Annotated in this window: 7 protein-coding genes; 1 reads left to right on the top strand and 6 read right to left on the bottom strand. The window is 54.0% G+C overall.

Translation table 11 applies throughout. The annotated features are described in order from the left end of the window. Nucleotides 1-11: 11 nt before the first annotated feature. Nucleotides 12-533: a hypothetical protein gene (locus OVA24_RS17625; protein ID WP_267671431.1), complete on the bottom strand. Its 522-nt coding sequence runs from the start codon at nucleotides 531-533 to the stop codon at nucleotides 12-14. A gap of 44 nt (nucleotides 534-577) precedes the next feature. On the opposite strand from OVA24_RS17625, the gene OVA24_RS17620 reads away from it, so the two are divergent. Continuing rightward, nucleotides 578-2002, top strand: a complete 1425-nt coding sequence (locus OVA24_RS17620) for a delta-60 repeat-containing protein (protein WP_267671430.1) — start codon at nucleotides 578-580, stop codon at nucleotides 2000-2002. A 334-nt stretch (nucleotides 2003-2336) separates the two neighbouring features. Here the strand turns inward: OVA24_RS17620 and OVA24_RS17615 are convergent, their stop codons facing one another. From OVA24_RS17615 to OVA24_RS17595, 5 genes are all read right to left on the bottom strand, one after another. Beyond that, complete coding sequence (locus OVA24_RS17615; protein WP_267671429.1) at nucleotides 2337-3566, bottom strand: hypothetical protein; 1230 nt, start codon at nucleotides 3564-3566, stop codon at nucleotides 2337-2339. Between the two features lie 1225 nt (nucleotides 3567-4791). Beyond that, the gene (locus OVA24_RS17610; RefSeq protein ID WP_267671428.1) at nucleotides 4792-4920 is read right to left on the bottom strand and encodes a hypothetical protein; all 129 of its coding nucleotides are present in this window, start codon (nucleotides 4918-4920) and stop codon (nucleotides 4792-4794) included. A gap of 83 nt (nucleotides 4921-5003) precedes the next feature. Further along, nucleotides 5004-7631 (bottom strand): TnsA endonuclease N-terminal domain-containing protein, encoded by a 2628-nt coding sequence (locus OVA24_RS17605; protein WP_267671427.1) that lies wholly within the window; start codon nucleotides 7629-7631, stop codon nucleotides 5004-5006. Beyond that, the gene (locus tag OVA24_RS17600) at nucleotides 7618-9474 is read right to left on the bottom strand and encodes a site-specific DNA-methyltransferase (protein ID WP_267671426.1); all 1857 of its coding nucleotides are present in this window, start codon (nucleotides 9472-9474) and stop codon (nucleotides 7618-7620) included. The genes OVA24_RS17605 and OVA24_RS17600 overlap by 14 nt, the downstream gene beginning before the upstream one ends. Beyond that, nucleotides 9471-12371, bottom strand: a complete 2901-nt coding sequence (locus tag OVA24_RS17595; RefSeq protein ID WP_267671425.1) for a UvrD-helicase domain-containing protein — start codon at nucleotides 12369-12371, stop codon at nucleotides 9471-9473. The genes OVA24_RS17600 and OVA24_RS17595 overlap by 4 nt, the downstream gene beginning before the upstream one ends. Nucleotides 12372-12720 lie beyond the last annotated feature (349 nt).

The raw sequence follows: 12720 nt of genomic DNA, 5'->3' as shown, positions 1-12720 counted from the left end.
GCAGGGATGACTCATTTGACGGCTTCAGCTTTGAAAAACAGAACCTCCAGCTTGTTGGGATCCACGCTGGGATAGGCCCCCGGACAAGATGGTTCGCCAACCTTCGCGCCAAGGGTTCCCCGTTGGGCGCGATCGGCCGTTTTCACAAGAATGTGGCCCACGACCCGCTCACCGTCTTTTCCCAGAATCGGGTCGATCCTGATCGAGACCCCGTTTTTCTCGGCCATCCCTGTCTGGCCGCTTGTCGTTTCCACGTCGGGAAGAACCACCATTGACGAGCCTCCCCGAGGGGCGGCGCTCTGATCGATAAGGGATTTGTAGAGCTCCGCCGGATCGCTGGCGGTGAACAGCGGCCCATCTTTCGAAACGGGAGCTTTTGCCGGTATCAGCTGCTTCTCAACCAGCGCCCTGTCCACCGTGAAAATGACGCCCTTGAACCGCATGGCGGTGCCGATTTGTGCGGCTGCCATCAATGGGGCCATTGATCCGAGTAAGGCGATCAATCGGGCTGGGAGGAGGCTGACGGGTTTCATCTGTCTATGAATAGTCATCAGTTCCCTCGGTCATCAAGCCTTTCGTGATCCGCGCGCGGGTCTCCCCATGGATTGACTACGGAGGGAATTTTACAGATTATGAGGCTTATCAAGTGATATTCAAAATCCTGTTGGTCGTCATCCTTCCGGCGCTGAACGTGATCCCCGCAGCCGCCGCCCCTGGAGATGTGGATCCGGACTTCCGAATGCCGCGCTTTTCCAAATCGGGGCCGGCTTATCTTGGGCTGGGGAGTCTCGCCATCGCACCGCAGGATAAGATTTATCTGGGAGGATCTTTCTTGGGTGTTGATGGGGTCGATTTACCCCGTCTGGCGCGGTTGAATGGTGACGGCAGCCTTGACCGGACTTTTATACCGTATGAAGGCTTCAGGACCTGGGCGGAAAGATTCACGGTGATCCGGGGTGGAAGGCTGCATGTTGCCTTCGGGGGCGGTATTCCGCTGGGAAGGAAGAAGGAGGAGGTTCTTCCGGTGGGGACATTGATCCGTCTGCGCTGGGATGGTACTCGCGAGCCGATTCCCGGTGGAGATTTCCGGGCCCCGCCGGCCTACGCCAGTCTCCTCGATCCGGGGGAGAACCTCTATGAGAAGGTTACCGCCGAAAACCTCTTTCCGACCGCCAATGTCGCTTCGCTGTCAAAAGTCCAGGTGCAGCAGGACGGACGGATCCTCGTCCGATCTTCGGCCTACGGGCCGCAGCCAGAGCCAACCTGGAATGCAATCCTGCGTTTTCACCCCGACGGGTCTGAGGATGAAGGCTTCAAGCCTGTGACAGGACAGGGAAGCAGAGGCGGATTCATCCTGTGCCCAGACGGTGCCATTCTGTACATGCACTACAAAGCAGGAGATAAAAGTGGGGTTCTACGTCGTGTCGGGCCCGATGGAAGAGGGGATACCCGGCTGGCGGGCCCAATCCGAGCGACCTCCAGTATCGCCCTCCAGGAGGATGGAAAGATCCTGCTTTGTGCCGTGGTTAACGGAGATGGGCATGTCACTCAGACCGATATTGCACTGTGTAGGCTCAACCCGGACGGGTCCGAGGATGTGACCTTCCCCAAGCGCAGCCTGAGGCGTTCCTTGTGCGGCGTCGCCCTCCAGGCTGATGGGAAGATCCTTTTATACGGGAGCAAAGCGATCGGCACCGGAAGAAGTGAACCGGTCATCTACCGCCTCCTGAATGACCCGCCCCAGGACGAGTTGGATATTTTGAAAGGGCGCATCAGTTGGCTGCGGGGAGGTGCAGCCCCGGCCGTCACCCAAGCCATCTTTGAACTCAGCACCGACGGGGGCGCGAACTGGCGGTGTCTGCCCCAACCGATGCGAAAGCAAGAAGGCTGGGTATTGGATGGTGTCGAACTGGGTGAGGAAGGAATCGTTCGTGCCCAGGGGCAGACTACCGCAGGGAATTCGTATGGATTGGTGTCCCAAGAGAAGCGATTCTCTTTTTGAGCGGTCGTTGCGTGCATTCTCCCAAACACGCGGCCAAGAGTCCTCGGGGGGCACAAGCTCACCACGGATGTTCCACTGGCTGAAATCTGCCGAGTGAGCTAATAACAATCCGTAAAACAGAGGGCGTATGGATTCAAGGGAGACGACGAAAATAACCTGCTGGGACGCTAAGTCACTGATTGTTAATCGGGATAGTCCGAAGCTATCTTTCTTTCAATAGTCTGTGTAGTGTGAACCCATAAGGGCAGGGGTTTGCTTTTAGGAGATCAGGAAAAGAAAGGCAGGATCGCTGCATTATTTATGAACTGAAGTAAGGAGTGCGCTGACGATTACCTTAGGGATTGTGATCCCATGTCGGTGGTTCTAGCTTCAAGTTCTCGATCACTCTTTTGAACGAGTCCTTCTCCCAAGGTGGCGATCCCTCAAGAGGATCGATTTGCGAGATCTTGCGCTCTATCCATTCTATCCAAATTTTCAGATTCTCTTCCGGTTCCTCCGAATCAATCTTACTCGCAAAGCGAGCCTTCATAGCATTCATATACTCCCGGGCGAGGCAAGCGGATCGGAAAGTGGTGGCATCCCCAAGGAACTCTTCAATAGCCTCCCGATCGAGTCTCTTTCGGTATTCTACGAATCGACGGAGCTCTTCTGCTCGCCGATAGCGTTCTTCTTCTCTAGCTCGCGCTTCCTTGGCTAGACGCATCGCATCGGCAATTTGAGGAACAGTAGCTATTATCAGAGGTATCTGATCCTCGATTTTCTGGGAGCTTCCATCCTTCCAGCTAGTGCGACCATTGTATGAGTAGCAATCGCCCACGCGGCATTCCAAAATTCCGGATGGAATATCCTCAAACGTTTTCCAAGGCCACTTTTCACTAGGCGGCTTGTAGCTTCGCCTGTTCTTCTCTTTTAGAACGAGAGTAACCCTTTCCCCACCTGCCTCGATCCAGCAAATTCCGGATTTGTGGTCATCGTAAGTTTGCTGATGCCTGAACCTATCGGGAAGGTGAGATCCTTTCTCGCTGTCGAGGTCACAGCGGAATTTGAATCCCATCGATTCGATTGCCTTCACCAGAATATCCAGAAAAAGAGATGCTCGGTCTAAGGTGCCTTCTGAAACCGTGGCGTTGAGCCGTCTGCGGTTCTTTCGTTTGTCCCAGGAAACTTTTCCGGAAAGCTCCCGGAGATGGGTCCGGGTGGCTTTCACCAATGAATGGAGATTTTCCAAATCGGTAGAAAGCTCGACAGTAGGCAGGGCTTCCAGCTTTTCTTTCGTTTCTGCATCCTTCTCGATACGTTGTTTCTGAACCTCACTATTCGCAGAATTGATTGTCCAAATAGTTTTTGTCTCCTTTATCGCCTGCGGCAACTTTGGGACCGCAATTTTTCTGCCTGCTTGGATCTTCGCCCAATAACCCGGCTGGGGAGTTGGGATGTCCATTGATTTGCAGATGCGCTTTAACGCACTACTTGAGATCCCAAGGTCATTGGCGATCTTGGTAGAAGCCCGCTTCCAAACTTCCTTGTAGAGCCAATCTCGCTCGATTGTCGTTTCCTTCGCCATAATAAAGAAGGTGATCCAATGGTGCTAGTGTGGCCGCCAGATTATTTTGAACTTTACCGGAAAGAAATCCGCTCGTCCATCAGGAGGGACCAGATTGAATCCGTGTTGCCGATACCAATCCGGAAGAAACGGACATTCCTTGAAACCTGCCTCCGTCACGTTTCCAAAGACTTCGCGAACGTGCGCCTTTCTACACCAGTCGAGAAATCTCGTTAGAAGTTCGGTGCCTATGCCGAGTTTTTGAGGATAAATTACCCCCCAATGGGGCCTCACTTTCCGGATCAGTCGGTCAATCCAATCGATCCGGATTTCGACCTTTGGGTAGACAACAATGTCAGAGAGTAGAACCGAATTGTCTGCATTAGTCACCGAAATAAGGTACCCAACTGCCCGACCGTTCCAGAGCGCTCGAAAGCATCCCTCCTCTTCGATGAATGAAACTTCCTCGAAGACAATCGGCCCGCAAACAGGGGGCGCAGAAATTGCGGGAATTGCAGCTGACGACGAACTCATGGCAAATGCATTTATGAGGCTTCTTCGACTGTGGCGAGTTTATCCAAGTAGTATGCGGAAAGAGTTTCACGTGAGACGATGGAGTGCAGGTCGCCGAACTTGTCCTTCAATTCGTGCCGTTCACATGTAAAGAGCGGTTTGAGATCGGCGAGGTTCCCTCTCGCAATGTGGAAAGCCTGAATCGTCTTGCTGTCGGTGATCAGAAAGAAATCGCACTGGGTCCAAAGACAGTAGCTTTTAGCTTGGTTATGGGCATTCAGAATCTCCTCCCGCTTTTTAAGACGGTTCTCCTTCTTGGCCTCGGCTAGCCGAATCGATCCAGCAGCGTACGGAGTTTCATCCGACGGGCACCTCCGGAGGAGGCCAGCACCGAGGCTTGAATCTTCTTTGCTGCAAGGGTTACTTCGGATGAGATCTCTATTGAACGAAATGGTGCGTGTTTGGAAAGCGCAGCGAGGCTAAGGATTGCCTCGCTCCGGATTCATGAGTTATTGGCAGGCTGGCGATTCGCTTGCAACTGTCGGGCTTTCGGCAGGTAGTGGAGGCTCTGGTAGTAGTCGGTAGCTTCTGCGTGCTCGTTGAACTCAAGAAGGTTTCCGAGCTTGAATTTGAGAACATCCCTCACCTTTGCAGGCGTGTGGACGTCGATGGCACTCCCCCTCTAGAAGATCTGCACCTGGTATGCCGTAGGTTCAAGCACGCAGGACGGCCTCTAACGGACCTTCAGCCTCTCCTCGTTCCAAAGCGTCGGTTCGGCGAGGGCGGTCTGGAGCAGCTGGAGCATCTGGCCTTCGTGGCGGGCGAGGGCTTCCGCATCCCACGCGCCGGTGTGATCCATCATGAACTGCTGCTTGAGGCTGTCCGCGGTGGTATGCCGAAAGTTTCTTGGTTCTGTGGTGCCTTCCTCTCATATTGCCTGGTGCTCTATCCAGCCAGAAGACCTTCCTTAGCTTTGGTGCCGGGGATCATTTGATAGGTAAAGCCGCTGCTTGCAGCCAGTTGCCGTGCGTAGGAATCCTTGGCCTGCACGATTAAGTCGTCGACTTTGTTGTCCCCTTTGACCTCGACGATCACGTAAGAGCCATCCGCCCGTTGAACGAGGAAGTCCGGGTAATAGCTGCGAACGGTGTTGGAGACCGGATCGATGTAGGTGATCACAAAGTCGCTCTGGCCGTGGGTGAGCATGCCGGTGAACCAGATCTTGCGGATTGCCCCATCTTGAAGGCATTTCCAGAAGAATTCCCGCTCAGGCGTCGAGTCGAAGCAGTAGTGGTCGAGGTGGAAGGACTTCGCCTTGTGTTGGGAGAATGGAGCTTTTTCGAAGTTTGCGATCAGGTCGGGTTTGGCCGAAACCACGTAGCAATCGGAATCGCCGGTGGGTTCCTTGACCAACTCGACTTCGTAGTCCTCCTCGGAAGTGTATTCCTTCAGGTCGTAAAACTCCCGGAAGAGCCGGGGGACGACGTGGTCATAAAGCACCTCGTTGAATTCGTTGACCGCCTCGAGCACTGCCGCGGTTCCATCTTTAGTCGAGGCTAGGACATTCCTGATCAGTGTCGGCGGCTTGTTAAGGTAGCGTGCGATTTCTGCGACGAGGGTAAGCTCCGAATAAGGGTGCTGTTCCCTGACGTAGGACAGGTCCGCCTTGGCACGAACCTTCGAGGTGTCCATGCCATCGTACTCCTTGTGGATGATCCGGTACCGGTCCGTGTCGACCTTGTCCAATTCAAGGTCGGCACCTTCGGCGACAAACTTCTCAATCAACTGATGGAGCTTGGAAACGCGTTTCAGCGTGATCTTCACTGGCGGGGGAACGGGGCGAACCTCGACCTTCACCTTGTCGGAGCCGGTCTTGTTCACTTCGTCGACCGTGAGGCGGAAGTTCGCCTCCAACTCGTTGTTCAGGATCTTGAGATTCTCGTCCGACAGGTAGACCCGGCCTGTTTGCTGGGCATTGGTGATGGCCCGAAGGCATCGCATGGTGGCCTGGAGCACAAAGACCTTGGACTTTGGTTCCCGATAAAGAGCTACTCCGAAGAGAGACCGGCAGTTCCACCCCTCCTTGCCTTTGCCAACGAGAAGGATGAACTGCTTCTCCGACCCAACGGTATCGAGGGCGTAGAACTCGCGAAGATCGTCGTTGGTTGTGACGGTGCTGTCTCCGACGTTGATGAGAATGGAATCCGTGGGAATGCCGAGGTCGATCAGGACAGATTCCAAGGCGGGTTTCACTTTCTCGGTGAGCTCTTCGATCGACCCGGCGAAGATCGCCATCTTCGGGAGCATTCCCTCGTAGGTCTTACCGCTGTGAATCTTCCAGAAATCACTGACAGCGATCTTGAGGAATTCCTTGTCGCGTGTGTTCGAGTAGCCGTCGATGTGGACGCGCTTGAGGAACTGGTTCGCGATTGCTTCCTTCAGTCCGTAGGCATAGACGATCTCGGGAAGGAGACGGGCTCCGACGTAGGGCGTTCCGGTGTAGTTATAGCAGGCCACGACCTGCGTCCCTGCTTCCTTGAGATGGGCGGCAAGTTCGTCCACGGTGGTGCGGAGGGATGTCTTGCTTGCCGTCCCCACGCCCATGTCTTTTGCGAGCTTGTCGCCGAAGGCGTGGTGGGCCTCGTCGATGTAGATGCCGAGCTGTTCCAGGCGGGTGAGCTTGGCGAAGCGTTGGTTGGAGAGGAGGTCGGCCTCGTCCTCAATGGAGGCGTCGAGGTCGTAGAGATCGTCGAAGCCATCGGTGATCTTCGACTTCTTCTCGTAGGTGTCCCCACCTGCGGCGAAAAGCTGATCAGCGGCGGACTTCGCCTTGTGCTGCTTCTTGAGGATGATCTTCTGGGTGTTCGAAATGATGATGTTGTATTTCGAACGGTCGATGACGTTGAGCGAGAGGCCGGTGTCGTCGAGAAAGTGGAACTGGAGGTGGGTGTCGAGCCAGTTCACGTATTCCGGCGGGACGACCTTAGACTTGTCGAAGGTCTGTATCTCCTTGAGCGAGTGAAGGACGGTCTTGTCCGGTGCGAAGACGAGGGCGTTGTGGCAGAAGCGGGCGTCCTTGGGAAACTTGTTCGCGAGGAGAAATTCGTAGAAGATGCAGGTCGCCATCAGGATCGTTTTCCCAAGACCCATGGTGAGGGCATAGATGTAGTTCGGGTAGGCTTGGCTCGCCTTTTTCAGCAGCCTGAAGACCTCATCATAACTCTGGACCGCCTGTTCCTCGAAGAGGCCGAACTGGCCTTTGGCGCCGATAGAGAAGCGCCCCCGTCCGTCAAAGCCGTTCTTTTCATCCGACCAATCCTTGAAGATCTTCCACAAGGGCTGGTTCTCGGTGAACTCCTTGAGGAAGACATACATCTCCAAGGCCTCGAACTGGGGGCGACGGAGAAACGCTCCCGAGCCGTGAGGCCCCGGGTCGTTGTAGTCGAGGAACTTGAGCGAGAGCTTCTTGTAGCGCCGTTTGATCGTCCCTTTGTTGCCCTCGTAGAAGTGATGCAGGTATTGATGAAAGGGGAAATCCTGCGCGGCGACCTGGGGCTTCTTAGCTATCGCCATTGGACACCTCCATTTCGAGCGACTCGGAAAGCAAGTCGGTGATCTTCACGCGGATCGTTCCGGAATCTCTGGGGACGACATATTCACCCTTCACCATTTCATTCTTCTCGGGGACGTCCACCTCCGTTGGTTCAAAGACGCCGCCATCGTAGTTCCAATCAATCATCACTGACTCGGTGAGTTCACGCCAATCGCAGATCTTCTCCTTCTGAAGCGAGAGTTTCTGAAGGAGATTCATCGGGTAAAATGCGGCGATCTTGAGCTTGCCTTTCTCTACAACAATCTCCGCTTCCGAGTCGCGCTTGAACTCGAGGTTCGCCCTGTCGCGGAGAATATCCACCACCTCAACGTCGAGTTCAAAGCCGTGGCATTCGCGTTTGAGGTGGGCGGCAAGGTCAGGCTCGTGGCCCATGCAGATGAGAAGAAGCGATTCGACTGGCTTGTTTGGCGTGGACTCCTTCTTCTTCTGGAAACTCTTGTAATCGAATCCCGTAATGAGCGAGTTGAGATCAGCCTTGGTGGCGATCCGGTTAACAGGCATGATCCTCACCATGCGACCGTCCTTTTCGCCGTCGTAGAGTGTGCTATTTGGTATCGGCTGTACCTCAAGTGCTTCCACAAGAATTTCTTTCGCCTCGATTGGATTTCGGAATAAATCATATTGATTCACATTAAGCACTGAGAAGCCAGGTGATCTATCCCCCTGAAGCTTCAAATCCGAGATTGTTTTCAGAATACGCTTAGTTGAAATCATAATCGAACCAAGATTGATATCAGCTCCTATAAATCGCCGACCGGCTTTTGCCGCCACTGCCTGTGTGGTTCCTGAACCCATGAAACAATCGAACACAAGATCTCCCTCATTTGATGCCGCCTGAATAATCCGATCTAAAAGTTCCTCCGGTTTTTGCGTTGGATATCCGGTTCTGGATGAGGCCATTGAGTTTGCCATGTGAATATCTGTCCACAACGACTCAAGCACCTTGCCCTTGGCATCTTTGAGATAGAATTTATAGCGCCAGCCCGACTCGGCTTTCTTGGGTGCTATTAGTGCTCCCTCTGCCTTCAATCGTTCGAAGGTCTCTGTAGAATATGTTTTTAAAGAGACGCTCTGCCAAGTGCCATTAGGATCATTGTCGGGATTTGTGAACCTTTGCAGATACTCTTCACTGTATGGAAGGCGAGGCTTATTGAAGACATATGTTTTCTTGCAATACCAAAATATAGTATTGTGATTTACTGGAAATTTATTTGCTATTGTTTTGCTGCTCCCGGTAAAGCTGGTGCTTTTCCAAATAATTTCATTAACAAATTGATTGGGGCCAAAAACCTCATCAAGAAGCATTCTAAGGTGATGAGATTTTCTATGATCGCAATGCACGAACACGCTTCCGTCTTCTGCTAGGAGCTCTCGCATCAAAATCAGGCGTTCATACATAAACTGCAAATACTCATCATTGATCCAGATGTCAGTATATTGCTTTTCTTCAAATCCTGAATGACTACTACTGGCTGTCTTGCCCCGCAGCTTGACCGCTAATTTGTAATCTGCATTCGAATCGTATGGCGGATCGATGTAGATCAATCGAACCTTCCCTCGGAACTCCTTTAGCAGATGTGACATCACTTGGAGGTTGTCGCCCCAGTAAAGCCGATTCATCCATCCATCAACCGGCTCGCCGTGATTCTCCTTGAGCTGTGCCGGGTAAAACTGAGTCGATGTGAACGGACGCTTCCCCTTCCAATGCAGCATGGGATAGCCCTTGATCGGCTCGAACTTGTAGGTCTCGACCGATTCCAGCTTTGATTCGTCGTTGATTTCCAATTGGGATTGGTCGCTCATGATTGATAAGGGTAAATCGGGTTGCAGTGAAGGTACATGTCGCAGTTCCCGCAGAGCTTTTCAGTTTTGACCGTGTTGCTCATGTCGTAGTCGCGGGCCTCGATATGGGACACGATCCGGTCGAAAGTTGCGATAGTCTTAGCGATATCTGCTCCGGCGCGGTCATATGAAATGGTCGGTATCCCGTTCTTTTCGGAGGTGTAGTAGAGGTGCATTCGGCTCACGATGAGACCTTCCCGCTCCTCAATCAGGTGGGCGTAGACTTCGAGTTGCCGACGGTAACGTTCAAGAACCGCTCGGTCCCCCGGGAAGTTTAGATCCGGCTTCTTGCCGGATTTGAAATCCACGATCTCGACGGTCCCGTCTGCGCCCTGTACTAGGTCGATGGTGCCGTGAAGGATGTAGTCCTCCTTCACGAGAGAGACATCCACTTCCGCCGCCTTGATGACTGACCAGTCGTGCTCCTGGCTGCTCTTGTAGCGGAGAACCTGTTCGAGGAGCGCGTTCAACTGTCCTGGCGCGAGGTAGGTTCGCTCAGAGCGGGAGAGCGATCGGTAGTTCGCTTCGAACCATTCTTCCACTTGTTCGTTCGTCACCCGGTGCTCTTCCCCCCGGAGGATGGCCTTGTGCATGTCCTCGATCGTCTGGTGAATGAGCGTGCCCGCCATTGGGCCAGATTGACGGACAGAGGCGAATTCAAGTTCTTTGAAGAACTTGTACTGAAGCGGGCAGTTTTCGTAGAGCAGTACGTGCGAGGTGAAGGAATACTGATGCTTGATGTTAGGCTCCTTGAGCTTCTCAAAATCGAGCAGCGACAGATCGACTGCGGAGCTTCGCCAATGAGGCAATCCGTCATAGACTGGCCGGAATTCCTTCCTGGGGATCTTGAGGCCGCCCTTCTTGTTCCGCTCCTCCAGGCCGATTAGACCGAGAAGGTTCTGAGGCCGGGAAAAAGCCGTGTAGTAGAGGCGCCAGAAGTCGAAGAACTTGGTGCGGTCGAGCGGTTCGAAAGGCGGCTTGTGGTAATACCGGGATTGCAGCGCCTCGTCGATGTCGTCGAACTGCTTCCGGGGCGATGCCTCCAGCGACCCCACCAGCACAATCGGAAACTCCAGTCCCTTCGACTGGTGGATGGTCATGAACGATACGCAGCCAGCTGGAGCAAGCTCTTCAAAGTCCTCATACTCCTCGATCCCGCCATCAATGAGGAAGCGGAGGAAGCGGTTGAAAAACGCCTGAAGGTCTTTCTGGAGCGAGTCGGGCGTGAAAACGATGATGTTGTGAAGATACTCGAACTTGGTGACGAGGCGGGAGAACAGCGCGAGGTTGTAGGTGGCACGCAGGTCGTATGACCTGCCGTTGAGGTCCGCTTCCAAAAAGCTCCGGAACATCGGGAACTGAAACAGCTCGTACATGAGCTGGGAGAACCGATAGTCGGTGGGTGCCGAAAGGCGGAGGTGGGCCTGGGCGTGAAGGTTGGCCCACTTCAAGAGCCCCTCATGCTTCTTCCGGTCAGCGCGGATCGCGTTGGCGAAGGTGGTTTTGCAGTCGAGGTAATAGCCCCATACCGGCAGCTCGATCTTTTCGTCCCACTTCAATAGATCGAAGAGGTTCGGGAAGATGAAGACGATAGCCCCAAGGATAAGCTTCACCTCCTCCCGATCAAAGAAGAGTGCGGACCGCGGGGAAAAGACCGGCACACCATTGGCTTCCAGGAAGTGGGCGAGCGCCGTTGCCTTGGGACTCTTGACCGAACGGAACAGAAACGCAATCTGGTTGAGGTCGTCCAGCTTCCCCGACTCCTGAAGGCGACGAATGAAGGATAGTACTTCGTTGTGGTAATCGTCTTGGGTCCCACCGGTAGTGACGCGAATCACCGTGGAGGTTTCAGGGAATTCCCCTTGGCGCGGCTTGATTTCCTTATCGAAGCGGAACTGGGAGCCATCATCCCCACGCCAGTTCAGATGCCGCATCCACTCGTTGTAGAAACCGATGATTCCCGGATGCGACCTGTAGTTGGTGGTGAGTCGGACACTCTTGCATGTTCCCGGTGGGAAATTGCTTGGGAACTCCAGGATGTTTCTGATCGTGGCTCCCCGAAAGCGGTAGAGACCTTGGTCGTCATCCCCGACAACGCAGAGGTTTGAATGTCCGGATGCCAGCTTTAGAAGGATCTTCTCCTGAACGGTGTTAGTGTCTTGATACTCGTCGATCATCAGGTATCGCAAACGCCCCTGGAGGGCGGCAAGAACCTGGGGATTTTGGGCGAGAAGGTGGAAGGCCTCGACCTGGATGGACGAGAAATCGAGAAGGTTTTCCTCGGCGGTCAGGCGCTGATAGGCATCGTAGAGATGGCCGATTGCGGCGATCGCCCCGTCCCCGTCCCGTTTTAGCGCGTCCGGATCAAGAAGCTCCTCGGACACCTTGTTGACGTAGGAAATGACGGTTTCGGCCTGGCTCCAGCCATTCGTGTTGGAAAGGTTGAGCAGATGGTGCGAGTGCGGAGACTCCCGGAACTGATTGATGCGGCGGTAGACGAAATACCGTTGGTCAAACTGGTCGAGAATGCGGTAGTTGCGCTTCAAGCGGGTAAACTCCCGGTGATCGTCGAGGATTCGGAGAAAGAGCGAGTGGAGGGTCCCCACCCACATCTCGTTCAGATTCACCCGGAGTTCCAGTTCCAGCAACCGGTTGGAAATGCGCGTCACCAGCTCGGAAGCGGCCTTTTCGGTGAATGTGGCGACCAGGATGGACGAGGGCGATTCCCCTCGCTGAATCAGACGAACCGTCCTTTCTACCAGAGTCCGGGTTTTTCCGGAACCTGGGCCAGCAATCACCAACAACGGGCCTTCCGTCGTTTCAATCGCTTCAAGTTTCTCGTCATCCAGTTGGGGCACTGGCGGCAGTGTAAAAGGGGAAATCCCCTTTTTGCAATGCTCATACACACCCCGAATCTTGGAAACGATGCCGTTTTTCCGGACGGAATGGTTAGACTTCGATCCTTTTCGGGCGAGATAGACTAAAATTCGGACGGCAAAACACCAGCCTTCTCCCGGACGGTCCGAAAATGTTTGTGCGGGTAGACGTCTGCGAACGAAAACTGATCGTCGTGATGCCGAAACCCTTCATTGATCGGTATGGTACGGCGCATGCCGACGAGGGTGAGTGCAGCGATGAAAAGGGTTGCCGAAGTGGGCTCGGGAATATTTGTCGTCACCCATCCGACGTCGCGGAGGGCCTGCAGGT

The sequence above is a fragment of the Luteolibacter sp. SL250 genome (assembly GCF_026625605.1).
GTDB lineage: Bacteria > Verrucomicrobiota > Verrucomicrobiia > Verrucomicrobiales > Akkermansiaceae > Luteolibacter.
The sequence above is the reverse complement of the archived record's forward strand: the minus strand, read 5'-3'. Positions and strand labels throughout refer to the sequence as shown.

What these genes read in the sequence shown, in the direction of transcription:
- OVA24_RS17625 (WP_267671431.1), bottom strand. Translation starts at nt 533, where the DNA reads ATGAAACCCGTCAGCCTCCTCCCAGCCCGATTGATCGCCTTACTCGGA.
- OVA24_RS17615 (WP_267671429.1), bottom strand. Translation starts at nt 3,566, where the DNA reads ATGGCGAAGGAAACGACAATCGAGCGAGATTGGCTCTACAAGGAAGTT.
- OVA24_RS17610 (WP_267671428.1), bottom strand. Translation starts at nt 4,920, where the DNA reads ATGATGGATCACACCGGCGCGTGGGATGCGGAAGCCCTCGCCCGCCAC.
- OVA24_RS17605 (WP_267671427.1), bottom strand. Translation starts at nt 7,631, where the DNA reads ATGGCGATAGCTAAGAAGCCCCAGGTCGCCGCGCAGGATTTCCCCTTT.
- OVA24_RS17600 (WP_267671426.1), bottom strand. Translation starts at nt 9,474, where the DNA reads ATGAGCGACCAATCCCAATTGGAAATCAACGACGAATCAAAGCTGGAA.